This window comes from Pseudomonas fragi, assembly GCF_025426255.1.
GTDB lineage: Bacteria > Pseudomonadota > Gammaproteobacteria > Pseudomonadales > Pseudomonadaceae > Aquipseudomonas > Aquipseudomonas kulmbachensis.
Genome location: NZ_CP104861.1, coordinates 2,416,186 through 2,441,549 on the forward strand (window position 1 = coordinate 2,416,186; position 25,364 = coordinate 2,441,549).

A 25,364-nucleotide genomic window follows, 5' to 3' on the forward strand; every position below is an offset into this window, starting at 1 on the left:
TTTTCGTCCCTTAACCGCGAGGAGTCGCGACGCTGGCCAGCTTCGGCGCGCCAGAGGCGGGCTTGGCAGGTGACAGGTTGCTGGCTTCCAGGGCTTGTCGTTGTTGTGCCAGTGCGGCGAGGGTTTGTTCGTTGGCCATCGGGATCACCTCAGGCGTCACCGGTGAGCCAGGGCGCACTTTCTGCAAGCCCTTGACGATGATCGTGTCGTCCTTGTTCAGGCCGCTGCGAACAATGCGCAGGCCTTCGATTTTCGGACCAAGATCAACGGCGCGGTACACCGACTTGTTGTCGTCACCCATCACCAGCACGAATTTTTTGCCCAGGTCAGTGCCGACCGCTTCGTCATTGATCAGCACAGCGGAGTAAGTGCCGCTGCCGACCAGCTTCAATCGCGCATACAGCCCAGGAGTGAAGCTGCCGTCGGTGTTGTCGAACACGGCGCGACCACGGATGGTGCCGGTTTTCGGGTTGACCTGGTTATCGACGAAATTCATCTGGCCCAGATGCGGGTTGCCGTCTTCATTGGACAAGCCGAGGTACACCGGCGTGCTCTGGCCGCGTTGGCCCTGGCGGGCAAGCTGGCTGTACTTGAGGAACACACGCTCGTCTGCGTCAAAGTAGGCATACACCTTGTCGGTGGACACTACGCTGGTCAGCGGCGTGACATCCGCGCTGACGATGTTGCCTGCGGTGATTTCGGCACGGCTGACGCGGCCACTGATTGGCGAGGTGACGCGGGTAAAGCTCAGGTTGAGTTTTGCCAGGTCCAGCTGTGCCTGGATCGCCGCGACACCGGCGCGTGCAGCCTGGGAAGCTGTGCTGCGCGAGTCGGCCAGCTCAGCCGAGATGGCATTGCTTTGGCGCAGACGTTCGCCGCGCTGGGCTTCGTTTTCACTGCGGGTAGCGTTGGCGCGGGCTTGTTGCACCTCGGCTTCAAGACGACGTACTTCAGCCTGGAACGGGCGCGGATCAATCTGGAACAGCAGGTCGCCCTTTTTCACCAGGGCGCCCTCGGTAAAGGCGACCTGATCAATCTGGCCCGACACGCGTGGACGAATTTCTACGGTTTCCGGTGCTTCGAGGCGACCTGTGAATTCGTCCCATTCATTGACCGGCTGTTCCAGCACCTTGGCCACACTGACTTTTGCAGCGGAAGCAGGAGCAGTCGCTTGTGGTGTTTTACCGCATGCGCTCATCACCACGATGGCCAAGGCCGCGAGTGGGAAGCGCAAATGTTTAAGTGACCGTTCCATGGGGGGAGTCCGCCAATCTATTGAGATGGGCGGATAATGCTGGCACGCGAGCTGGCGCACGAATCGAACCCAGCGAAGATCAATATCATCCGGAATGATAGAAAGCCGAACCGAGCCCTCTAGCCTGCGCTTTTTGTTAGGGTACTATCAATTAAAAAAAGCATGAACTCATTATTGATGTGGAGCGAGCCTGCTCGCGAAGAGCCCTGGTGAGACCTTCGCGAGCAGGCTCGCTCCCACGGTTGCTTCACTGTAATCCTCAAAAGTTGATCGAGGCACTCAACCTGGCCGTCAGCGGAGCACCCTGGAATGCATAGTTGTCACCCATGTATCCGCCCACATCGCGCCAGTAGCGCTTGTCGAACAGGTTGTCGACGCTCAGCCGGAACACTGTGTCATAGCCCTCGATTCGGGTGCTGTAACGGCTGCCGATATTGAAGATGGCGTAGGCGTCCGCCTGTACCCCACCTTGCTGGCTGGCGTACTTTTTGCCGCTGTATTGCACGCCACCCAGCAGCGCCAGCCCATCGACCCAGGGCAGGGCGTAATCGCCGTAAAGGCTGGCACGCAGGGTTGGCACATTGATGGTTTGGTGCCCTTCATAGTCAGGGGTGCCGCTACCCGTAACCCGCGAGCGAATCGCCGCCACACTGGCTGCAATCTGCAGGCGCTCGCTGGCCCAACCATTGGCGGCGAGTTCCAGACCGGTGTTTTTCTGCTCGCCCTGCTGCACGTAGGTGAACTCACCCGGAGTCGCATCGGGACGTGCGTACTGGTAGTCCTGACGGATCTGGAACAGCGTGGCGCTCAGGCTGATGCGCCGCCAGTCGTACTTGACCCCAGCCTCGATCTGCCGCGACACGCTAGGGGCCAGGATTTCAAAGGCATTGCTGGCATACCACGGCGCTGTGCCGCCCAGCGACAAACCCTTGCTGTAGCGGGTATACAGCGACAGGTTTTGCACCGGCTTGTAGATCAGTGCGGCCTGGGGCAGGAACTCGTAGCGTTGGGTATGGCGGGTGGTGTCGCCCTGATCGTCGAAGGTACGCTCATCCAGACGCACTTCACGCCCGCCAATTACGGTCTGCCATTGTTCGTTAAAGCTGATGCGGTCGTTGAAAAATACCCCGTATTGGCGGCTGTCCAGACGGCGATAGCTGTCTTGGAGCGGCCCGTCGTAGCGCGCAAAGTCCTGCGGTTCGCTGTCGATATTGCCGCTGCCGATCATTTCGTTGACCAGCTCGCGCTGATCGACCACACGTCTGAATGCACTGCTGCCGACGGTCAGTTCATGGCCGATGCCGCCCGTATCAAACTGACCACTCAGTGCGGCCTGTACTTCGTCGTTGCGCCGGGTATCGTCCGGGCTCTGGAAGTCGTAAATGTCGTAACCGCCTTCGGGGCTGAAGTAGTTGGGCACCGTGCTGGTGCAACTGGTTGAGCCGTAACAGCCCCAGGCAAACGAGCTGTAGTCATCAATCACCACCTTGCTGCGCGAGGCGCTGAGGCTGCCTTTCCAGTTTTCGCTGAAGTGGTATTCGAAGTTGCCGTTGATATTCAGCGAATCAATGGTCACCGGCCTGGAGCCGCTCTGGTGCGCCAGCAGTTTTTTCGGCGAGGCATGGTGCGGCAACTCGGTGCCACCGAGCAGTTGATAGCCCGGCACCGAACGCTGCTCCTTGTTTTGATACTCCACATCCAGTTGCAGCAGCGCGTCAGGGCTGATGTTCCAGTCAAACGCCACCGCCGCGAAATCGCGCTGGCCATTGGCGTGTTCAACATAGGAGTGGAGATCTTCATGGGCGAAGTTGGCACGTAGCCCGAACTGCTGCTCACTGCCGAACCAGCCACCCACATCGGTGGCCAGGTAGCCACTGCCACGGTCGTCGGTCGAAACGGTGACCGAACGCACATCGGCCGCCCGTTTGGTCACGTAGTTCACCACGCCGCCGGGCTCGGAAACGCCGCTTTGCAGGCCGGACAGGCCCTTGAGCAACTCCACCTGCTGTTTGTTTTCCAGGCCGACGTTTTGCTCGCCGGTGATGGTGCGGCCGTTGATCTTGTAGCTGCTGGCCGAGTTCAGCGAGAAACCGCGCACCACGAAGTTCTCGTAATAACCAATGGGCGCATAGCTTTCACCCACGGAAGCGTCATTGCGCAACACCTCGCTGAGCAGCCGGGCTTGTTGATCCTTGATCAGGGTGTCGGTAAACACCGAAATCGCCGCAGGGGTATCCAGCAGGGGCGCCGCCTCGAAGCCACCGACCCAGGCGTTGTCAGCCTGGTAGCCGCCGGTGTCATCGGCGGTAATGGACGTCGCGGGCAGTTCGGTGTTGGCCGCGTGGGCCACAGGCACTGTGCTGGACAGCAGCAGGCCAAGGGTCAGCAGGTTGAGCGTGAACCGCGGGGCGGACTCTCCCTCGTTGAAAGTCCGGTAAAGCATGTTCATGCAAAGCTCCTGAACGATGGGCAGGCTTGAGGCCAGGCCTGTTTCTCAAGCGCGCATCATACATAACCGTCCGCACAGGGTAGCGGTCAGATGATTTTAAGGCGCGTTTTTTTAGTTTAAAAATTGAGAAAATCCCTACATAAATAGCTTGCTGACGTAAGTTAAAGTGCGTGACTTCCAGTATGGATTTTGCGTTTAAAGCCATTTTTATCATTTTGTTTTTGTATCACCCGCAGATGTTGCTTTGCTGTATCCAGCGTGGCTAACGGCGCTCGTCAACTCAATGAATTTACACTTCCCCTCAGCGATATATGCAAGTTTGAGCAGATTGAGGGCAACAAGAGCACCAGGATGAAAGATCAAATCATGAAAGTTTCTGATAGAACCCGTTCCGGGGGGCGTGTACTTGCAAGTTGTTGTCTGGCGCTCTTGGCAGGGCTTGCAACACTCCCGGTGCAGGCGGTAACGATCCCGATTTCTGCCCATTTCTCCCCTGATTCGAGCAACCCGCAGATTAACGAGTTTAAAAACACAACCGCTGACTCTGGTATTTGTGCTATCTACGCCACTTTGTGCCGTGCGAGTAATCTGTTCAGTATTAGCTTGCGATTTGAGGCGCGAACGCAGCGCGCGATTCTCGCCAAGCATGCCAATCCTCGAGAGGGCGCAATGATCAAGATCCCGGCCAATGACAGAATCGTTCTAGTAACAAATTCGAGGGGGCAGTCGGTTGAGATCAAGTTGTCCATTACAGCTTTTAGCGCGACCCACAATACAAGCAATGTTGGAGTTATGATTGGTATGCTGGGGTTGGGTGCAAATGATAGCCAAAATAGACTTTGGGCGGGTGCATGGGGGGCGGCTGCAAGTATGCCCTGTACGCTTGGTAGCTTTATGGGGGCCGCCCATACCTTCGCCAATTACTTCTGGTGGACACCACGTGAAGAAATTTGTGCCAAAAGCCCATCATATGAGATCGATAGCCTGAGACTGAGCAATCCTAGCGTGTCTTACCGGATGACCACCCCTGATCCGCTGAAAATGGAGTCTGGAACTTATGAGGGTTCGCTGACTTACTCAGTGGGCCCGGGTGGGGATTTCGACTTTGGCGATAATCTGCTCGCCACCGACGACAGTGTCACCTTGAACTTCACCCTGACCGTTGAACATACCCTCAAGTTTCAGTTTCCGGCTGGCTACGGTTCCGTCACCCTTAACCCTGCAGGCGGTTGGCAGCAATGGTTGAACAAGGGGCGACGTCCGGAAAAGTTGTGGGCCGACCAGCGCTTCAAAATATGGGCATCCTCGCCGTTCAGTGTAACGCTGCAGTGTGATAACGCATTGAATGACCAGTGCGCGATCAAGAACGCTGCGGGCCACACTGTCCCAGTGGCTACGCGATTAACGTTGCCCGGCGGCTTGCGTAATGCCTCGAATCAAACGCTCGAGCGCTTTCTATTAAGTACCAACCCTGAGGTGATTTCGCCCAGCCAGTACGTGGATAACGGCAATGCTACGTTGCACTTCGAAGTCGATCGAGATCAGGTCAAAACAATGATTGATGAGCACTCGGGTAGCACATACAAGGGCAATATCACGGTGATCTGGAACAGTGAAATCTGAAACTGTCCTGTAGCCGCTGCCGCAGGCTGCGACAAGGCCCAAAGGGCCTTCAAAAGCGGGGCTGGTGCACCGCCCATCGCATCCTGTTGCAGTGGCTACGGCCTGGCAACCAGCAGGTTGGTAGTGGGGCAAACCTTGATTTAGAGGCTTTGGATGGGGTATAGCTAATAGGCCGACTCAACGTAATACAGGAAATTTCAACGCCATATGGATGGAATCACACGTATCAATCGCCAGTTGGGCTCACACTTCGCATCCCTGATTGCAAGCTGTGGGCCTCACGTCAAATGCTGCTTCAGTGCAGTCACAGGGTTTGTTTCCCGCCTTCTTTCACACTTCGCTTTACCTCTGCTGAGACCCTGCTTCTCAGGCAGTTGCGCCAATGGGCGCCTGTGTTACTTCCCTCCGCCTGATCATTTCTGACTACTAGCCCTTCCGGCTCGCGCATGCCCCGCTTTTAACGGTGCGTTCTGCTGCCCGGTTTTTGTATTTGAAACCACTTTTTGATCCGAAGCGTTTCAGCGAGCGACCCCATCGACGTTCGCGCTACAAGGAGCTGTACTCATGATTTATTTTCAGGGCAAACGAATTTTCAGTGCCATCTTCGATATGGACGGCACCATGTTCGACACCGAGCGCCTGAGGTTCAAGACCCTCAAGCAGGCAGCTCTAGAGATTTACGGTACGCCGCTTAGTGAAGAGACCCTGATCGGCTCACTGGGTTTGAGTGCCAAAAAAGCCGAGGAACTGGCCAAGGCCAACCACGGTCAGGACTTCCCCTACGCACAGGTCAGGTTGCGCGCCGATGAGCTGGAACTGGCTTTTGTGCGTGATCATGGTGTGCCGATCAAGGATGGTCTGCTCGAAGTGCTGGAGCGCCTGCGCAAATACGGTCTGACCATGGCCGTGGCTACTTCAAGTCGCCGGGCTATCGCCGAGGAGTACTTGATCAATGCCAATGTGCTCAAGTATTTCGATGTCACGGTGTGCGGTGATGAGGTCAGCCAGGGCAAACCCCATCCCGAAATCTTCCTCAAGGCGGCCAGCGCGCTCAATTGTCTGCCACAGCATTGCCTGATGCTGGAAGACTCGCAAAACGGTCTGCTGTCGGCCATACGCGCCGAAGGGCAGCCGATCCTGATCGAAGACATCAAGCCTCCGGCGCCCGAGGTCAAGGCCGGGGCACTCAAGGCGTACCTGAGCATGCACGGCTTTTTGGGCGACCTGAACGAGTGCATGCCTGACCTGGGCACCCCGGCGCTGACCGAGAGCTTCCCGCCGACCCTCAATCAATTCAGTGCCGGGATTCATGGTTTCGGTGCGATGGGGGGCGGCTACCTGACGCAAATTTTCTCCCATTGGGATGGCTACACCCGACCGTGCGAGATTATCGCCGCGACCCGTTCACGGATGCTGCGCGAAACCATTCAGGCGTTTGGCCGCTTCAGCGTGCGTTACAGCGCCACGTCTTTCGACCAGACCATCGAAAACCTGAACATGATCGACATGGACGACGCCGAAGCGGTGATCCGCATGTACGACGTGGCAGAAATCATTGGGCTGAGCCTCCCTGAAACGGCAATCCGCAAGCAGGCCGGGGTTATTGCCAAGGGCCTGATCCGTCGCTACGAGCGCCGTGGTCGTGAATTGACGATTCTGATTGTGCTGAACAAAGTCGGCGGCGCGGACTTTGTCCGTCGACATGTGCAGGCGCAACTGGAGCTGCTGGTATCCCCTGAACTGTCGCGCAAGATTCTCGACAACACCCATTTTGTCGAGACCGTGGTCAGCCGCATTGTCTCCAAACTGTCCAACGAAGCGCTGGTGCGCCAGTTGCGGATCAAGTCGAAGATGTTCCAGAACAGCTTGAGCGATGAACCGGTTGTGCCTACGGCAGCCCCGCGGACCCCGGTGCCGGAATACGAGCGTCTGATCAGCCGCTTTCGGCCTTTCGCCCAGTCCAGTAACGCTTTGAGCCAGTTGCATTTGATCCTGTTCAACAGTGAGCCGGACATGCCGCTTTATGCCCAGCGCTGCAGTAATTTGCTTGAGCGCTTGCGCCAGGTGAAGACTGTTGATGACATCACCCAGACCCAGGTAATCAAGAACCTGTTGTGGAACGGCCCCCACGCAATCATTGCCTGGTATGCCAGCCTGCTGGGGTATTCCTGGTTGGGGCAGGGCATGGGCGATCCACGGGTCAGCGAGTTGGCGCAGCGCCTGATCGGCGAGGCAGTCGGCCCGGCACTGGTGGCCGAAAACCCGCATATGGCCGATGCCGTGACCGGGTTTTCGAAAACCTTTCTGCAGCGCTGCAACACTTCCTTCAAGGACCCCTGCGCTCGAGTGGGGCGTGATCCGCTGCGCAAGCTGCAACGTAATGAGCGGATTTTCCGCAGTATCGACCTGGCCAAAAAGCACGGAATTGACAGCAGCGCCCTGGAGTTCGGCACTGCACTGGCGCTGCACTACGCGCTGCGCACAACCGACAGCAAGGATCAGGAGTGCCAACTGATGCGTAGTCTGTATCAGGCCAGCGGCAGCATCGAGGCTGTGCTGACCTATACCGGGAGCTACAACGGCCAGCCGTATCCGGGGCTGGACCCGATCAAGGATGCAGCGCTGATCACCTCTGTCTGCGAACATTTCCATGGCCCCGTCTGTGCTGAATTCGTCATGCCTGTGATCTGATTCGATCAAGCGGTGAGGTCTGCAATGGGCCAGTCTGGAAGGTCTGTTAAAGGAGCTGATGATGATCCGACTGACCCTGGCCGAGGCTTACGAGCTGGCCGAATCGATCTTGTTGCATAACGGTTTCAACCAGGCCCATGCCCGCGCGGTGAGCGCTACGGTGCTGGCCGGGGAGCGCGATGGCTGTGCTTCCCACGGGCTTTACCGGGTACTCGGTTGTGTGAACTCACTGCGTGCGGGCAAGGTTTGTGCTGATGCCGTGCCACAAGTGATCGATCAGGCGCCTTCAATTGTGCGTGTGGATGCGGCGGGAGGTTTTTCCCAATTGGCATTCCAGGCAGGTTTGCCATTGCTGGAGGAAAAAACCCGGGCTAACGGTATAGCGGCATTGGCGATCAATCGTTGTGTGCACTTCTCGGCACTCTGGGTGGAGATCGAACAGTTGACCGCAGCCGGGCTGGTGGCGCTGGCCTGCAACCCGAGTCATGCCTGGGTGGCGCCGGCGGGCGGTAGCCAACCGGTGTTCGGCACCAACCCCATTGCATTCGGCTGGCCACGGGAGGGGCGTGATCCGTTTGTGTTCGACTTCGCCACCAGCGCTATCGCCCGTGGCGATATCGAGCTGCATCGCCGGGCGGGCAAGGCGATTCCTGAAGGTTGGGGGGTTGATGCCCAGGGGCAGCCGAGCACCGATGCCAATGTGGTGCTCGATACGGGGGCGATGTTGACTTTCGGCGGGCATAAAGGCTCGGCGCTGGCGGCGATGGTGGAGTTGATTGCCGGGCCCTTGATCGGCGATTTGACCAGTGCCGAGTCCTTGGCGTATGACGCGGGCAGCAAGTCGTCGCCGTACCATGGCGAGTTGATTATCGCGTTCGATCCGCAGCGTTTTCTGGGGGCTGCCACCGAGCAGCATCTGGCGCGGGCCGAGGTATTGTTTGCCGGTATTGAAGGGCAGGGTGCGCGTTTGCCGTCACAACGACGCTATGAGGCACGGGCGCGTAGCGAGGTGGAGGGGGTGCAGATCCCGCAGGCTTTGTATAACGATCTGCAGGCGTTGGTGCTTAACTGATCCTGCTGCGTTTGTAGATACTCTGTTCTAGGTCAAGCTCTGGTGGGAGCGAGCCTGCTCGCGAATGTTCTTCGCGAGCAGGCTCGCTCCCACGCTTGAAGTATCTCCTCAGCGGCGACGGTTGTGTTTACGCCAATGAGTCACTACGACGAGAAGCTGGCGCAACAGGCTCGCCCAGCGCCGAGATCCGCGCCGCAGATTCCGCATCAACCTGATGCAGCGACTTGCCACGAGTCTCGCGGGTCAGGGCGACGGCAACGATCGAGATCAGCGATGCTCCGACCAGATACCAGGCGATGGGTGTCGAGCTGTGGTACTTGTTGAGCAAGGTGATGGCGATCAGCGGGGCCAGTGAACCGGCAAAGATCGGCGCTACCTGGTAGCACAGCGACAACGCTGTATAACGCACGTGGGTCGGGAACATCTCGGCCATCAACGCCGAGTACGGTGCGTAGGTCATCGACTCAATCGCCAGCCCCAGCGTAATGGCCGCCATGATCAGCCAGTTGTTGCCGGTGTCCATCATCGGGAATCCGACAAAACCCCAGAACGCAGTGAGTACGGCACCCACCAGATATACTGGCTTGCGCCCGACCAGATCGGACAGATAGCCCATCAGCGGGATCATGAAAAAATGCAGCAGGTGAGCACCGAACATCAGCAGCAGTATTTCTGAGGTGTCCTTGTGCACCACCAGTTTCAGGTAGGTGATCGAGAAGGTCACCACGGTGTAGTACAGAATGTTTTCCGCAAAGCGGGCACCGATGCCCACCAGTACCGAGCGCCAGTGGTGACGCAGCACTTCAACCACACCAAGCTGTTGTTGCTTGTTTTGCGCCTGGCGCGCCTGGGCTTCCTTGAAGATCGGCGCATCATCGACGCTGGTGCGGATCCAGTAGCCGATCAGTACCACAACTGCCGAGAACCAGAACGCTATACGCCAGCCCCAAGCGAGAAAGTCCGCTTCAGACAAGGTTGTCGACAACAGCAGCAATGCCACGGTGGCTACCAGATTGCCTGCGGGCACTCCGGCTTGCGGCCAACTGGCCCAAAAGCCCCGGCGGTTATCCGGGCAGTGTTCGGAAACCAGCAAAATGGCACCGCCCCATTCTCCGCCGAAGGCGAAGCCCTGAATCAGGCGCAGTAGCACCAGCAGCACCGGCGCGGCATAGCCAATACTGTCGAAACCAGGCAGGCAACCCATCAGGAAGGTGGTGATACCGACCACCACCAGGCTCAGTTGCAGCAAGCGCTTGCGGCCGAATTTGTCACCGTAGTGACCGAACACCAGACCGCCTATTGGCCGTGCGAGAAAACCGACCGCGTACAGGGCGAAGGCGGCGATGATGCCGTCAATCGGGCTGTCGGTCTGGCGGAAAAACAGCTGGCCGAAGACCAGTGCCGAGGCGGTGCCATAGAGGAAGAACTCATACCACTCGGCGACTGTGCCGGCCATGGCTGCGGCCACGACGCGTTTCAGTCCCGCCGGAGTGGTTGTAGCGTGAGAGGGTTTGGTCGACATGGAGTGTGTCCTGTAGGGCCGTGAAAACAGGTGGGCCGGGGCGGTCGCTCAAACGCCCGCCCCGGCAATCAATCAAAGACCGACATCGGGCAGATGCGGACGGTTGGCCAGAGCCTTGGCCATGATCCGCTCGACAAATTCACGATCTTCCCGGGGCAGGGCCAAACGCGGTGGGCGGGTCAGCGCGCTGCCGCGACCGGCAATCGCTTCACACAGCTTGATGCACTGCACCAGGTCGGCGCGGGCGTCCAGGTGCAGGATCGGCATCAGCCACTCATAGATCGGCATGGCTTCGGCAAAACGCCCGGCCTTGGCCAGACGGAAGATGGTTTCGCCTTCTTTTGGGAACACGTTGGACATACCCGATACCCAGCCTTCGGCACCCACCGCGAGGCTTTCGAGGACCACGTCGTCGAGGCCCGCAAACAGCACAAAGCGGTCGCCGACTTCATTGCGAATATCGATAAAGCGGCGGGTATCACCCGAGGAGTCCTTGAAGCACACCACGTTGTCGCAATCGGCCAGGGAAATCAGGATTTCGGGGGTTACGTCGTTTTTGTAGATGGGCGGGTTGTTGTAGACCATCAGCGGCACGTCGGCGTTTTTGGCCACGTAGCGGTAATGCTCGGCGGTTTCGAAGGGCTTGGAGCCATAGACCAGCGCGGGCATCAGCATGACGCCATCGACGCCGACCTTGCGCACCGCGTTGGCCACCTTGGCGGCTTGCACGCTGGTGAATTCGGCCACGCCGCAGATCACCGGCACCCGACCGCGGGAGGCGTCCACCGCGACTTCAGTCACGGCGATTTTCTCTTCGGCGGTCAACGAGGTGTTTTCCCCCACCGAACCGCACACCACCAGGCCCGAGACGCCGTCACGGATCACGTTGGAAATCACCTGGTGGGTCTTGTCCAGGTTGATGGTGAAGTCATCGTTGAATTGAGTGGTCACCGCAGGGAAGACGCCACTCCAGTTGATGCGCTTGCTCATGTTTGTTGCCTCCGGTTTTATAATGGTATTTCGTATACGATTAATTTCGAGCGTTTTGTACAAATTCCAATTGTGGGAGCGAGCCTGCTCGCGATAACGACCTTCGCGAGCAGGCTCGCTCCTACAGGGTGTATCTGGTTCCAGTTGTTCAGGCCCCCGGCCAGGTATCGGAAAGGCGATAGCCCTGCGGCCACGGGTCGCTTGGGTCGAGCAGGTGCTGGTGGGTGCCGGTAATCCAGGCACGGCCTGAAATGCACGGGTAGATCGCTGCGCGCCCGGCGACTTCGGTCATGGAGTCGATGCGGCAATGGAACTCGGAGCCGATGATCGAGCGCCCCACAAAACGATCCCCAACCTTCAGCACGCCCTTGGCCTGCAACACCGCCATGCGTGCCGAGCAACCGGTACCGCAGGGGGAGCGGTCAATCTTGCCCGGACGGATCACTACGGCGTTGGCGCCGCTGGCAATACCGTTTTCATACACCACGGGGGCGGCGATCTGGCAGAAGGAGATATGCGACCAGTCCGGGTTCAGCGGGTGGACGAAGCCCAGTTGCTCGTTGGCGGCGCGGGTGATCTTCAAGCCGACTTCGACGATGTCCTTGGCTTCATCCGGGCTGATGGAAAAGCCCAGTTCCTTGGCATCGGCGAGCACGAAGCTGTCGCCGCCATAGGCGGTGTCGACCTTGATCGAGCCCAGGCCTTGCACTTCGATCCAGGCATCCAGACGGTCAGCGAAGGAGGGTACGTTCTTGATCTCGACCCGCTGCACCTTGCCGTCGCGGCAATCGGCAACCGCTTCGATCAGCCCGCCAGGGGCTTCGAGCACCAGCCGGGTTTGCGGTTCGGTCATCGGCAAAATGCCGCTGTCGAGCAGTACGGTGGACACGCAGATGGAGTTGGAACCCGACATCGGCGGCGTGTCGGCCGGCTCCATGATGATCCAGGCCATTTGTGCCCGTGGATCCTTGGCTGGCACCAACAGGTTGACGTGACGGAACACGCCGCCGCGAGGTTCATTGAGGACGAAGTTGCGCAGGGTTTCGTCCTGGGCAATCCAGCGTGACTGCTCCCACACCGTAGCCCCGGGTGGCGGCGCCACACCGCCAACGATCACGTCACCGACCTCGCCCTCGGCGTGACAGCTGACCACATGAATGACCTTCGATGAACGCATGTTCTGCTCCTATTTGACCGATTTGAGGAACGCCGCGGTTTCCGCGTGCACAGGGTTGCCGATGACTTGATCGGGGGTGCCGATTTCGTGCACCAGGCCATTGCGAAAGAACGCCACACGGTCGGACACATCCCGCGCAAAACGGATTTCGTGAGTGACCAGGACCATGGTCATGCCGTCTTCGGCGAGCATGCGCATGGTGTCCAGCACCTCGCCCACCAACTGCGGGTCGAGGGCCGAGGTGGCTTCGTCGAACAGCATGTAGTCCGGTGACATGGCCAGGGCGCGGGCAATCGCCATGCGCTGTTGCTGGCCGCCGGAGAGCTTGCCGGGGAAAGCTTTAAGCTTGTCGCCAAGGCCCACATGGGTCAGTTGCTGCACGGCCAGCGCCTCGGCTTCGGCCTTGCTTTTGCCCAGTACCTTGCGCGGCGCGAGCATCACGTTTTCGAGCACGGTCAGGTGCGGGAAGGCGTTCCATTGCTGGAACACGATGCCGATTTTCTGCCGCAGGTGGTTGAGGTTGGTGGCGCGGTCGTGGACTTCGATGCCGTCGACGCGGATATGGCCTTTCTGGATCGGTTCCAGGCCATTGATGCACATCAACAGGGTCGACTTGCCGGAGCCTGAGCCGCCGATAATCGATACCACTTCGCCCTTGTTGACGGTCAGGCTCACGCCCTTGACCACTTCAAGTTCGCCGAAGGATTTGTGGACGTTGTCGATCTCAATCATTTTCTTGCCACCTTTTTTCCAGGCGAGCGCCAAGGCGGGCAACCACCAGGCTCATGACGTAATAGATAAGGCCCGCGATGCACAACACCAGCATCGGTTCCTGAATACGAGTGACGATGGTTTGCGAGGCGCGCAGCAGTTCAACGATGCCGATCCACATCACCAGGGCGGTGTCTTTCATCACACTGAGCACCAGGTTGAGCCAGCCGGGAAAGGCCACCCGCATGGCGATGGGCAGCACGATGTAACGCAGGTCCTGCAAGTAGCTCAGGCCCAGCGAGCGGCTGGCCCGGCGCGTGGTAAATGGCACCGCGAGCACACCGCTGCGCACGATTTCGGTGAAGTACGCGGCGGCGTAAACCCCAAGCACGATGCACCCGACGCTGAAGGCGCTGATGTTCAGGCCGACAATGCTTTTGAGCGAGTTGAACAACACAAACTGGATCAGCAACGGCACGCTGCGAAACACATCCAGCACCCAGGCCAGCGGCAGGCTGGCTCGTGGCAGCAAGGCGCGCAGCAGACCGAACAACAACCCGGCAACGGTGCCGAGCAAAATTGCCCAGGTTGTCAGTTGCAGGGTGACCCAGGCCCCGTCCAGCAAAAACAAAAAGTCGTTCCAGGTAAAACTGGTGGAAAACATGGGTGAGTCCTCAGTAACGGAACAGTCGCCAGGCCATCAGCCGGGCTACTGCAACGATCGCTTTGGCAATCAGGTAATACAGCACCGCGGCAATGGCGAAGTATTCGAAGGTGCGGAACGTTTTGACGTTGTAGTCCTGAGTCACGCCAGTGAGGTCATTGTTGAGCCCCACGATCACCCCCAGTGAGGTCATCAGCACGGCCCAGACCATCTGGTTGGTCAGCGGGTAGAAGACAATGCGCAACAGTTGCGGAACCACGATCATGCGGTAGGTCTGAAACGCACTCATGCCCAGTGAGCGTGCCGCGCGGATCTGGGTATCGGGCACGGCTTTGAGGCCGCCGCGAAAGTTTTCCGCCAGGTAGCCTGCGTTGTTGAACGTGATCCCGGCCAACAGAGCGATCCATGAACTGACATGCAGGCCTAGGGAGCCGAGACCGAAGTACAGGACATAAATCTGGAACAGCGACGGGGTATTGCGGGCAATGGATACCCAGGCATTGCCAACGCCGCGCAACAGCGGGTTTTTGGTTTCGCGCATCACCGTCAGGGCCAGGGCGATCAGCACGCCGAAAATCATCGACAGTGCGGCGGTCTCGAAGGTGACCACAGCGCCTGCGAGCATGTCGGGCAAGGCCCGAAGGGCAGAGCGCCATTGGAAGGTGTAGTCAAACATGGGCAGGGTTCTCCAGTGAGGCAGTGGTTTGCAGCCACAACGGCAAGCGACCGCTGGCCGTGGCGCTGCATGCCGCATCCACACACTCGGCGAGGCTGGCGAAATGCACCTTGCGCCCCACCAGGCCGGGGGCGTAATGGGCGTATTTACCCGAATTGGTCATCAGGTTTCTGGCGGCAGGCGGGATCACCGGCTCACCGAGCATGCACCAGCAGGTATCGCTAACCAGCGTGGCGCCGAAGGCTTCGAGCACGGCGATATACCCGGCTGCGCGAGCTTGTTCCAGGATGGCGCGACCACAGGTGATCGCCAGCACCACCTCCGGGTGGCGCTGGCGGCCCTGACACAGGCGTGCCAAATGGGCGAATTCGCTGAGGGAGAAGTGCGGGTTGCCCAGCGACACCACATCCACCTTGGGGTCGCGGGCACTGTTGAGTTCCTGCCAGCTCAGCCGCAAGTCCTGCAGGCTGATCTTGATCACCGGTAACGGGCCATCCACTACCTGCTCCGGATTCAGCGCTTCGGGTGTAACGCCTGCGATATGAAACAGCGGTGCAGCGCTGGTGGTGGCAAAGGCCGCGCCGAAGGCTTTGAGGTCGTCGTGGTCCGGGTGCTGCTGCTCCAGTCCTGAAACCAGCGGGATGCGGCTGCCGGCCAGGGCTCCAATGTGATAGCCGAGCAGGGGGTAGAAGGCGTCGTCGAGGTTGGCCAGTGGCGGTAACTCGACGTGCAGACGGGCCTTGCGCTGACTTTCCAGATGGCAACCAATCAACGGCGCACGGCCGGTGAGGGCGATGCAAATATCCAGATAGTCGGGGTATTTGAGCGTGCGTGCGCCAAGCACGCTGTTGGCGTAAACCACCGCGTTGGATTCGGCCCAGACGATCTGCTCGCCCGCCTTGGGCGCGCTGTCGAGCAGGTAAGGCGCGCAGGTGAAGCTCAGTTGCGCGCCCATGGCCATATACGCATCGCCCAGCGCACTGGCCGGCACGCCGAGCGCCGGGTCTATGCCCAGTTCACGCCAGCGCCGCTGGTCTACGGAAATCGAATTAAGAGTGGTGGGCACTCGTACCTTGGCGCCCCATTCAACCAGTTGCTGGGCAAAGCGCAGGCTCGCAGGCCCGGTATAAATGCAGCCGTCGATATGGGCCTGGGTAATGTCAATCAGTTGCCCGGCACCTTGTAGTTGCGCCATGCGCAGCACGATTTGCATCGCGACTTGGGCCGCCTTTCCGTAACTACCGTCGAGCAGTGCCCGATCGTGCTCGGTCAGCTCAATCGGGGTAGCGGAATCTGTAGTGGGTACATCGCTGAGCGGTTCTGATGTGGTGTCGTCAGGCACCGAGTCGAACAGGCTCAGGTGTGTGCCGTCGACCCTGGCGAACGCTTTGCCGCGCAAGGCGCCAAACGCTTCCTTGCCGATGCACAGCACCGGCAGGGAACGTTCGAACAGGGTCCGGGCCACCAGCACGCCAAGGGTCAGGATCTCATCGGCTTCAGCCAGCACCAGTGCGGCGGGGGCGTGGCCGTTGCTGATCAATTCCATCATCACGCTGCTGCCGGTACAGGAGCCGCGCCCGCTTGGAATTGCCAGTATCCGGCCAGCCAGGCATTGCCCGCTGAGCGGGTGGTGACGGTCAATCACCTCACCACTGAACGGGTCGACGCCGCCCCAGAAACTCAGGCCGACATCGGCGTACAGCAAAGGGCCAAAGGCCGCGCCATCAACCAGGCTGCGACCGGCAAGAGAACTTTTCCCGGACATGCTGGATACCTCAGTAGTAGACGTGAGGTACGGTCAGATCAGCCGGTGGAATCTCGGTACCGACCCATTTGACCCACAGCTCCTTGTAGCGTCCGGTGCGTACTTGCTGGTTGACGAACAGGTTGAGGTAGTTGAGCAGGCCGTACTCGTTGCGCTTGGCGCCCAGGGACACGTAATCAACCACGTAAGGCGCGTTACCGGCGACTTTGAGGTTTTTGTACTTGCCTGATTTAAGGGTAGCTGCGGCCACGGTATTGGTGACGACGGTGGCTTCAATATGGCCTTGGGCAACGGCCAACAAGGTGTCGTTTTGCGACTGATAGGCACGGAACGAGCCGCTGCCCCAGTTTTTCACGTCTTTTTCCAGGGCGATGGCTTCATAAGTGCCGCTGGTGTTGCCCAGTGCCTTGCCTTTGAGGTCGGCGAAGCTGTTGATGCCGGTATCGTCGCGGGTCAGCACCACCATCTGGAATGCGAAGTACGGAATGCTCAGGCCAACGGTTTTGGCGCGCTCCAGGGTGTCCGAGGTGGATGCCACGATAACGTCGGCGCGACCCGAGACCAGCGCCGGGATACGGTCGGGGAAAGGTGTTTCGACAATTTCGGCATCGACTCCGAGTACTTTCGCCAGGTCGTTGCAGTAGTCCACATCGAAGCCTACCGGCTTGTTGGCGGCATCACGCGAACCCATCGGCGGGAAGTCCAGGGTCACGGCGCAGCGCAGTTTGCCCGAGCCAATAATGTCATCAAGCTTGTCGGCCTGGGCGGTGGCAATAAAGGAGGTACTGAGAACAGCGCTGAGGGCTACGGCAAATACGGGGTTTTTCATAGAAGCCTCGAAGTCGTTGAAGTGCTGTTAAATGTCGTATTGAGAATTTCGTATACGATATTTGTTTAGCAAATCATGTGCCGATTTTTCCTACAGGCCCGCAATTAGTTCGCGAATGAGGTTTTTGCTGGCTTGTGTGATGGCACTCAGGAGCAGGAGGGATGGCCGGGTAGCAGGGTGGTGTTACAGAAGGGAGCATTGCCGTAGGAAATGCCCCACAAGGGAACACTTAGTGGCATTTTGCGGTATTGGTTATGGCTTTGGCTTTAGGCAGTATGGGCGCGAGGGGATTTCTTGAGAGCGTGAACCATCGTGAGCTACATCAATACAGACTTGCTACTGACGGCTCCTGTTGACCTGACTTTACTCGCGCAGGCCATGGCGCCGGAGCATGAGGACAATTGTCCGGTCAGTTGTTTGCAAGATTCTTATTTCGAAGGTGTTGGCCATAGAGTGGTTTTGGAAAGTTTTGGCCCGCAGGGTAGTTACGACACACCTGAAGAGAGCATCAATGTGCTGCTTGATGCTGTTGAGCAGCTCCCGCAAGCGCTGAAACCCCTGTGGCAAGCCTGTACGCAAAAAACAATGGATATCGGTTTTCGAAGTGATGAGTTATCGCACAGCCTGACTTACCCGCTCTGTTTCGGCACGCTTGCCCGCATGCACATATTGGGGATTGATCTGGCTATCACGGTTTACTGAAACCTGCCTGAGGAGCGTACAGAGATACTTCAACCGTGGGAGCGAGCCTGCTCGCGAAAATCATTCGCGAGCAGGCTCGCTCCCACTAAGGGCTTGATCTGGAACAGAGTATCTACAGGTGTTTGGTCCTTGCGCAGGTCAATGGCTCTGCGGCAAATGCTCAAACAGGGTTTTGCATACACCGGCAATGTGCTCGTCGAGCAATTTGACCGCCCGCTCTACATCACCGGCACGGCAGGCGTCGAGAATCTCGCGGTGTTCGTGATCGGCGCGGTGCTTGCCTGCCGATAAACTCATCTGGATACGCAGGTAGCGTTCAAGCTTGTCATTGACCGAACGGATCAGGCTGATCATGAACGGGCGCTGCGCAGGCTCGTAAAGGCAGGCGTGCAGTTCCCAGTTGAGTTCGGCCCAGCGCCCCACATCATCTTCGCCGACAAATTCCTGGCAGATGCGCTCGGCGCGGGCGAAGGTGTCTTCGGTCATGTTAGGAATGGCCAGGCGCAGCAACTTGTCTTCAAGTAGCATGCGCACTTCGAACATCTGTGCCAGTTCCACCTCGGAAATCCGCGTGACCATGGCTCCGCGATTACGCTGGAACATCACCAGCCCTTCAGCTTCGAGGCGTTTGAGGGCTTCGCGCACCGGGATTTTGCTGACATTGAACTGGCGGGCGATATCGTCCTGACGGATCGGCTCGTCTTCAGCGAAGTGCCCGGCAACGATGGCATCACGCAGGTGCAGGGTGATGATTTCCGACGTGGAAGGGGAGTTGCCCAAGTCGGGAGCATTAAATTTTGGGTGGGCCACGGCGGTCATCGTTCGCTGGAAAAAAGATATGGTATACGAAAAACATAGGGTATTCCTTGTGCCGATGGTCGGCCAGGTCTGATTTTTGTGCGGGCGGGCTTGCACCCGCGTCATTATCCAGGTCGTGGCGCTTGCCTGCCTACAGCCGTGCATCACGAAACATCGGGCTGTTCTGGAACGACGCCAAATGGTCGAGTTTGGAGTAGGTCTGGCGCACGTTGAACTCGCTGTCTGCGGCACCGTCGTTCAGGTCTACTGGCAGCACGTTCGCAGCAACCGGTTTTTTTGGTGCTTGCAAGCCGCCGTTTCCGGGCAGGGCGCCTGGCCGCAAGTCGGCTGCCCTGCTGCGGTTTGCGCCACTGCAGGCTTGATGTCATGCTCCGGGTCGATATGACTCATGCACAGAGAATCACACAAGGGCAGCTGTAAATGGCTTCGGTTAAAGATGTCGCACGATTGGCAGGGGTCTCCCTGATGACCGTGTCCCGAGCGATCAATACCCCGCAAAAACTCAACGCAGAAACCCTGGCCACAGTGCGCCAGGCCATCGAGACCCTGGGTTATGTACCCAGCGAGTCTGCACGCAAGATGCGCGGCGGTCTTTCCAGCAGCAAGACAATCGGCGTTTTCGCCCTTGACACCGCAACCACGCCTTTCGCCGTGGACATGCTGCTGGCACTGGAGCGCACGGCGCGGGAGAACGGTTGGAGCGTGTTTATCATCAACGTCTTCGAAACCCCTCCAAACCAGCAAACCATCGACCTGATGCTGTCCCATCGACCTGACGGGATTGTGTTCAGTGCCATGCAATTGCGTGAGTTGGATATTCCCGCAGTGTTGCGCGATTACCCTTTGGTGCTGAGCAACTGCTTGAGCAGCAGTCCTGATGTGGCGTGCTATGTCCCGGATGATGAAGACGGCCAGTACCAGGGCGTGCGTCTGGCGTTGCAGCGCGGCTATCGACGCCCGCTGTGCATCAATCTGCCGCGCCACAGCATGGCCTGGCAACTGCGCCAGCAAGGTTTGGCGCGCGCCCTTGAGGAGGCCGGGCTTGCCCTGGACAGCATCCAGCAATACGACCTGTCCGCGGATGATGGCTATGAAGAAGTCATCAGCGAGCTCAGCCGGCAGTTGGCTGAGTCGCCCTCAGTGCCCGGTTTTGATCTGCTGATTTGCGGCAATGATCGTATTGCCCTGATCGCCTACCAGTTTCTGCTCGGCCAGGGCCTGAAAATTCCGGCTGACATTGCCGTGCTCGGTTTCGACAATATGGTGGGCGTTGCAGAGCTGTTCTATCCCCCATTGACCACTGTGCAATTGCCCTATTACGCAATGGGTCAGCGTGCAGCTCTGCATCTGATCGAGAGCAAGGACGAACCCTTCACCCACAGGGTGGGTTGCCCGCTGGTGGAGCGCCTGTCCCTGTAGCAGCCCCTTCACTTGTCGGCTTTCAGTCCGAGTGCTGCAGCAGGCGATTCAGCCGCTGTGGATCGTCCGATTTGAAGGGCGGACGCTGTCGCAGGCGGGTTCATTTCTGAAAAGCGCAACACTTGCTGCCGAAAAATCGGATAATGGCCGCCATTTTGTTTAGCTCGTTATTCTGGTAATCCCGCATGGAAATTAAGGTCAACTTTCTCGACAACCTTCGACTTGAAGCCAAGTTCGATGATTTCACGGTCGTTGCCGATCAACCGATTCGCTACAAAGGCGATGGTTCGGCTCCAGGCCCATTCGACTACTTTTTGGCTTCGTCGGCGTTGTGTGCGGCGTATTTCGTAAAGTTGTACTGCGCGACCCGCAACATTCCCACGGAAAACATCCGCCTGTCGCAGAACAACATTGTTGACCCGGAAAACCGCTACAACCAGATTTTCAAGATTCAGGTCGAACTGCCGGCAGATATCTCTGAAAAGGACCGTCAGGGCATTTTGCGTTCCATCGACCGCTGCACCGTAAAGAAGGTCGTGCAAGCGGGCCCTGAGTTTGTGATTGAAGAGGTGGAAAACCTCGACGCCGATGCCCAGGCGCTGCTGATGCCCGTTTCCGATTCAGAGACCGGCACTTACATTGCAGGCAAGGATCTGCCGCTGGAGCAAACCATCGCCAATATGTCCGGCATTCTGGCTGGCCTGGGCATGAAAATCGAAATCGCTTCGTGGCGCAATATCGTCCCCAATGTGTGGTCGCTGCACATCCGCGATGCGCAATCGCCGATGTGTTTTACCAACGGTAAGGGCGCGACCAAGGAAGGCGCGCTGGCGTCGGCATTGGGTGAGTTTATCGAGCGTCTTAATTGCAACTTCTTCTACAACGATCAGTTCTGGGGCGAAGAAATCGCTAATGCAGCGTTCGTGCATTACCCGGAAGAGCGTTGGTTCAAGCCGGGGGCCAAGGACGCGCTGCCGAGCGAGATTCTTGATGAGTACTGCCTGAAGATTTACAACCGCGAAGGCGAGCTGCGTGGCTCGCATCTGATCGACACCAACTCCGGTAATGAAGAACGCGGCATCTGTTCGCTGCCGTTCGTGCGTCAGTCGGATGGCGAGGTGGTGTATTTCCCGTCCAACCTGATCGAAAACCTGTTCCTGAGCAACGGCATGAGCGCCGGCAATACCCTGCCTGAAGCTCAGGTGCAGTGCCTGTCGGAGATCTTTGAGCGTGCGGTAAAACGCGAAATCATTGAAGGTGAGTTCGCCTTGCCGGATGTGCCGCAAGAGGTGCTGGCCAAGTACCCGGCCATTGTTGCCGGGATCCAGGCACTGGAAGAGCAGGGGTTTCCTGTGCTGGTCAAGGATGCGTCCCTGGGCGGTGAATTTCCGGTGATGTGCGTCACCTTGATGAACCCGCGTACCGGCGGTGTTTTCGCCTCGTTCGGTGCCCACCCAAGCCTGGAAGTGGCGCTGGAACGAAGCCTGACCGAGTTGCTTCAGGGGCGCAGTTTTGAAGGCCTGAACGATCTGCCCCAGCCGACTTTCGAAGGTCATGCGGTGACTGAGCCGAATAATTTCGTCGAGCACTTTATTGACTCCAGCGGTGTGGTGTCATGGCGCTTTTTCAGCTCAAAATCCGATTACGAATTCGTTGAATGGGACTTCACCAGCCAGGGTGAAAACGCCAACGCCGAAGAAGCCGCGACCTTGTTCGGCATTCTCGAGGGCATGGGCAAGCAAGTGTATATGGCGGTGTACGAGCATCTCGGGGCTAAGGCCTGTCGCATCCTGGTACCGGACTATTCGGAAATCTACCCGGCTGACGATCTGATTTGGGATAACACCAACAAAGCGCTGTTCTTCCGCGCCGATATTCTGAACCTGCACCGCCTCGACGAAGAAGAGCTGAAAGCGCTGGTTGAGCGTCTGGTTGAAAGCGAGCTGGATGACTACACCGATATAACCACCTTGATCGGCATCGAGTTTGACGACAATACCGCCTGGGGTCAGCTGACGATCCTGGAGCTGAAGCTGCTGATCTACCTTGCCCTCAAGCAGTATGAAGAGGCAAAAGAAGCGGTGGAAATGTTCCTCCAGTACAACGACAACACCGTTGATCGTGGTTTGTTCTACCAGGCCGTGAATGCGGTGCTGGAAATGGAACTGGACGAAGACCTGGAACTGGAAGACTACGAGGTCAACTTTCGTCGCATGTTCGGCAACGAACGGATGGACGCGGCGATCGGCTCGGTGCGAAGCAGCGTGCGTTTCCATGGCCTGACACCTACCAGCATGAAGCTGGAAGGGCTCGACAGGCACCTGCGGTTGATCGACAGCTACAAAAAACTGCATTCGGCACGGGCCAAGGCGGTGGGCCTGTCGGATTGATCTGACGTTGCCATCGCGAACAAGCCCGCGCCCACAAGGTTTAAATAACCACTGTGGGAGCGGGTTTGCTCGCGATGACAACAAGCCGGTCAGTCAGTTATGCCAAGGCATCGCTGTCAATGATGGATCGCAATTGATCGCTCAGCTCCAGGCAGCAATGCTTCAATGAACTGATGAAGTTATCGACCAATGGAGAGTAGGGGCGATGCAGGGGGCGCACCACACTGACGGTGAACGGAATGGAAAGTGACAGCCTGCGAATTTCCAACCCGAGCTTCGCGTAGGCCAGTGCCGTGAGCGGGTTGATAATGGAAATGCCTACCCCCAGGGCTACCGTTGCGCAAACTGCCGCTGCGCTGTGCGTTTCAACGACCAATTGCCTGCTGATCCCCGAACTGTCGAATAAACTGTCGATCTTGTTGCGATAGGGATCGTTGCTCGCCAGAGAAATGAACGGCTGGTGCTCAAAGTCTTCGGGGTACAGAACCGCCTTGGCACACAGCGGGTGCCCGGTGTGCAGGATACAGACGATATCCGAGGTGAAGATGGTCTCCAGATCGGTGCCCAGGGGAGCGCTGTTGTCTTCTATCAGTCCCAGATCAAAACGCTGCGAAGAAAGCCACTCGTTGAGCAACGGCGAATCCTGGGGCGTAATGCTGATTCCCACTGCGGGGTATTGATCCAGGAAATGTTTGCAGACCTTGGGCGCCACTGCCTGGGAGAAAGCTGGCAGGCAAACGATGCTGATTTGCCCGTGCCGGTACTGGCGAATGGCGTCAGCTGCCTTGACGATCCGTTCCAGGCCGAAGTAAGACCTCTTGACCTCATCGAAGAGCAGTAGCGCCTGTTCAGTCGGGACCAGCCTGGCATTGGTGCGCTTGAACAAGGTCAAGCCGGTCAGCGACTCCAGCCTGCCCAGTTCTCGACTGATGGTCGGTTGTGAGGTGCGCAACAGGGCCGCTGCGGCGGTAGCGCTACCGGCTGTCATGACCGCCCAGAATATCTCGATATGCCTGAAGTTCAGCGACGCCATGGCGATCCTTGCCTCGGTAATGGTGAGTTTTTGACCATATCAGATATGAATTGATTACGTATAAAGTAGTATTTTTAATCTATCTGAACCTTGCAGAAAATGGCAGGCAAGCAAGTATGCCCGCTGATTTTCAGAGAGGTTCCAATGGATGGTTTCAGTTACAAGCAAGGTGTTTTGCATGCCGAAGGGGTGGACTTGGAAGTCCTGGCTGAAAAGTTGGGTACGCCGTTGTTTGTCTATTCCACGAGTACCCTGGCGGCGCATTTAAAGAGCATGCGTGACGCTTTTCAAACGATTGACCCGCTGATTTGTTTTTCGGTCAAAAGCTGCAGCAATTTGAGCATCCTGAAGCTTCTGGTTGAGCAGGGGGCGGGGCTGGATGTGGTCAGCGGGGGCGAAATCTACCGTGCGCTGTTGGCCGGTGCTCGCCCTGAAACCATTGTGTTTGCAGGCGTGGGCAAGTCTGTGCAAGAGATCACCTATGCACTGCAGGCAGGGATCTATCAGTTCAATGTCGAGTCTGAGGGTGAACTGGCGAGGATCGATGCGATTGCCGCTCAGTACGGCTGCAGGGCCAGGGTTTCAATCCGGATCAATCCCGATGTGGCGGATCGCGATACGCCGCAGAAAACCGCCACAGGAGGGCGTCAAACCAAGTTCGGCATTCCGGTGACACGTTCGGCACGTCTTTACGCGCCAGGGTTGTACGGCAACGTCGACGTTGTCGGAATCCATGCACACATTGGTTCGCCTATCCATGACAGCGCGTCTTATCTGGCTTGCATTGATGTCATCGAGAAACTGCTGGATGAGGTGGAGCAGGCAGGCGCCACTGTCGAAACTATCAATATTGGCGGTGGCTTTGCGGCCATTTATGAGGCCTCTGATTGCGCGAGCATTTCGTTGCAGGAAATGGGGCGGATTATTTCTCAGCGGCTACTGGGGCTCAAGGCGCGGGGGGTGCGGTTCGTGATCGAGCCCGGCCGCTCTATCAGCGCCAATGCTGGTGTGCTGTTGACGCGTGTCGAATACATCAAGGAGGGCTGGGATCGGCAGATTGTGATTGTCGATGCGGGCATGAATATCTTGCTCCGGCCCACGCTTTACGGCGCACACCATGCCATGTGGCCGATCCGATATGGGCATTTCAGCGGGCACTGGACACACCTGAGCACTTCTTCGAAGTCCGATTCACACGCCACGCTATCGCCCGTGGATGTAGTGGGGCCGATTTGTGAAACCGGCGACTTTTTTGCGTTGTCGCGACCTCTGCCAATACTTTCGGAGCGTGACACCCTGGCCATTTTTTCGGCAGGTGCTTACGCCATGAGCATGGCCAGCCAATACAACTCGAAAGTTCGCCCGGCTGAAGTGCTGGTCATAGGCGAGGAGTATCGGATCGTGCGTCACAGAGAGCGCTTTGAGGATCTGGTTGCCAGGGAGATGGATGCTATTGGCTGAGGATCTATCTGGTAAGGCCAATTAAGATAAATAATAAATTGGTCTTGCCAATATTTTTTCCTGCGTGTAGTTTTCGAGGCGTGATCATCCAGGCGGCACTCAAGCCAGCCAACAAC

The 25,364-nt window shown here is 58.0% G+C and carries 20 protein-coding genes; 7 read left to right on the top strand and 13 right to left on the bottom strand.

All coding sequences use genetic code 11. The features are described from left to right. Window positions 1-10: 10 nt before the first annotated feature. Window positions 11-1,255 carry a multidrug efflux RND transporter periplasmic adaptor subunit MexE gene (mexE, locus tag N7D90_RS11030; RefSeq protein ID WP_261742188.1) on the bottom strand — a complete coding sequence of 415 codons (1,245 nt, stop codon included), beginning with the start codon at window positions 1,253-1,255 and terminating at the stop codon, window positions 11-13. Between the two features lie 259 nt (window positions 1,256-1,514). After that, window positions 1,515-3,704: a TonB-dependent siderophore receptor gene (locus tag N7D90_RS11035; protein ID WP_261742189.1), complete on the bottom strand. Its 2,190-nt coding sequence runs from the start codon at window positions 3,702-3,704 to the stop codon at window positions 1,515-1,517. Between the two features lie 351 nt (window positions 3,705-4,055). On the opposite strand from N7D90_RS11035, the gene N7D90_RS11040 reads away from it, so the two are divergent. The 3 genes from N7D90_RS11040 (at window position 4,056) to N7D90_RS11050 (ending at window position 9,090) form a co-directional block, all read left to right on the top strand. Further along, entirely contained in the window at window positions 4,056-5,327 is a 1,272-nt protein-coding gene (locus N7D90_RS11040) for a hypothetical protein (protein WP_261742190.1), read from the top strand. Between the two features lie 564 nt (window positions 5,328-5,891). Next, the gene (gene mtlD / locus N7D90_RS11045) at window positions 5,892-8,018 is read left to right on the top strand and encodes a bifunctional mannitol-1-phosphate dehydrogenase/phosphatase (protein WP_261742191.1); all 2,127 of its coding nucleotides are present in this window, start codon (window positions 5,892-5,894) and stop codon (window positions 8,016-8,018) included. 61 nt (window positions 8,019-8,079) lie between these two features. Further along, window positions 8,080-9,090, top strand: a complete 1,011-nt coding sequence (locus N7D90_RS11050) for an Ldh family oxidoreductase (protein WP_261742192.1) — start codon at window positions 8,080-8,082, stop codon at window positions 9,088-9,090. A 127-nt stretch (window positions 9,091-9,217) separates the two neighbouring features. On the opposite strand, the gene abaF is transcribed toward N7D90_RS11050, so the two are convergent. The 8 genes from abaF to N7D90_RS11090 all read right to left on the bottom strand — a co-directional run bounded on the left by abaF (window position 9,218) and on the right by N7D90_RS11090 (window position 17,424). Then, window positions 9,218-10,612: a fosfomycin efflux MFS transporter AbaF gene (gene abaF / locus N7D90_RS11055; RefSeq protein ID WP_261742193.1), complete on the bottom strand. Its 1,395-nt coding sequence runs from the start codon at window positions 10,610-10,612 to the stop codon at window positions 9,218-9,220. 72 nt (window positions 10,613-10,684) lie between these two features. Beyond that, window positions 10,685-11,602 carry a dihydrodipicolinate synthase family protein gene (locus N7D90_RS11060; protein WP_261742194.1) on the bottom strand — a complete coding sequence of 306 codons (918 nt, stop codon included), beginning with the start codon at window positions 11,600-11,602 and terminating at the stop codon, window positions 10,685-10,687. A gap of 148 nt (window positions 11,603-11,750) precedes the next feature. Beyond that, entirely contained in the window at window positions 11,751-12,779 is a 1,029-nt protein-coding gene (locus N7D90_RS11065) for a trans-3-hydroxy-L-proline dehydratase (protein WP_261742195.1), read from the bottom strand. 9 nt (window positions 12,780-12,788) lie between these two features. Further along, on the bottom strand, window positions 12,789-13,511 hold the full coding sequence (locus N7D90_RS11070) for an amino acid ABC transporter ATP-binding protein (protein WP_261742196.1): 723 nt from the start codon (window positions 13,509-13,511) through the stop codon (window positions 12,789-12,791). After that, window positions 13,504-14,154 (bottom strand): amino acid ABC transporter permease, encoded by a 651-nt coding sequence (locus N7D90_RS11075; protein WP_261742197.1) that lies wholly within the window; start codon window positions 14,152-14,154, stop codon window positions 13,504-13,506. The genes N7D90_RS11070 and N7D90_RS11075 overlap by 8 nt, the downstream gene beginning before the upstream one ends. Window positions 14,155-14,164: 10 nt before the next feature. Further along, window positions 14,165-14,830, bottom strand: coding sequence for an amino acid ABC transporter permease (locus N7D90_RS11080; RefSeq protein WP_261742198.1), 666 nt, complete (start codon window positions 14,828-14,830; stop codon window positions 14,165-14,167). Next, on the bottom strand, window positions 14,823-16,595 hold the full coding sequence (locus N7D90_RS11085; protein ID WP_261742199.1) for an aconitase family protein: 1,773 nt from the start codon (window positions 16,593-16,595) through the stop codon (window positions 14,823-14,825). Before N7D90_RS11085 ends, N7D90_RS11080 begins: the two co-directional genes overlap by 8 nt. 10 nt (window positions 16,596-16,605) lie before the next feature. Then, window positions 16,606-17,424 carry a transporter substrate-binding domain-containing protein gene (locus N7D90_RS11090; protein WP_261742200.1) on the bottom strand — a complete coding sequence of 273 codons (819 nt, stop codon included), beginning with the start codon at window positions 17,422-17,424 and terminating at the stop codon, window positions 16,606-16,608. 312 nt (window positions 17,425-17,736) lie between these two features. On the opposite strand from N7D90_RS11090, the gene N7D90_RS11095 reads away from it, so the two are divergent. Next, complete coding sequence (locus N7D90_RS11095) at window positions 17,737-18,126, top strand: UDP-glycosyltransferase family protein (protein ID WP_261742201.1); 390 nt, start codon at window positions 17,737-17,739, stop codon at window positions 18,124-18,126. Between the two features lie 138 nt (window positions 18,127-18,264). Here the strand turns inward: N7D90_RS11095 and N7D90_RS11100 are convergent, their stop codons facing one another. Then, window positions 18,265-18,936 (bottom strand): GntR family transcriptional regulator, encoded by a 672-nt coding sequence (locus N7D90_RS11100; protein ID WP_261742202.1) that lies wholly within the window; start codon window positions 18,934-18,936, stop codon window positions 18,265-18,267. Window positions 18,937-19,075: 139 nt separating this feature from the next. Beyond that, window positions 19,076-19,234 (bottom strand): hypothetical protein, encoded by a 159-nt coding sequence (locus N7D90_RS11105; RefSeq protein WP_261742203.1) that lies wholly within the window; start codon window positions 19,232-19,234, stop codon window positions 19,076-19,078. Window positions 19,235-19,365: 131 nt separating this feature from the next. Here N7D90_RS11105 and N7D90_RS11110 point away from each other — a divergent pair, with 131 nt between their 5' ends. After that, window positions 19,366-20,364, top strand: coding sequence for a LacI family DNA-binding transcriptional regulator (locus N7D90_RS11110; protein ID WP_261742204.1), 999 nt, complete (start codon window positions 19,366-19,368; stop codon window positions 20,362-20,364). Window positions 20,365-20,549: 185 nt separating this feature from the next. Then, complete coding sequence (locus tag N7D90_RS11115; RefSeq protein WP_261742205.1) at window positions 20,550-22,754, top strand: OsmC domain/YcaO domain-containing protein; 2,205 nt, start codon at window positions 20,550-20,552, stop codon at window positions 22,752-22,754. A gap of 97 nt (window positions 22,755-22,851) precedes the next feature. On the opposite strand, the gene N7D90_RS11120 is transcribed toward N7D90_RS11115, so the two are convergent. Continuing rightward, a complete protein-coding gene (locus tag N7D90_RS11120; protein WP_261742206.1) occupies window positions 22,852-23,787 on the bottom strand; it encodes a LysR family transcriptional regulator in 936 nt (311 codons plus the stop codon). A gap of 144 nt (window positions 23,788-23,931) precedes the next feature. Here N7D90_RS11120 and lysA point away from each other — a divergent pair, with 144 nt between their 5' ends. Continuing rightward, on the top strand, window positions 23,932-25,248 hold the full coding sequence (gene lysA, locus N7D90_RS11125) for a diaminopimelate decarboxylase (protein ID WP_261742207.1): 1,317 nt from the start codon (window positions 23,932-23,934) through the stop codon (window positions 25,246-25,248). Window positions 25,249-25,364: the final 116 nt, after the last annotated feature.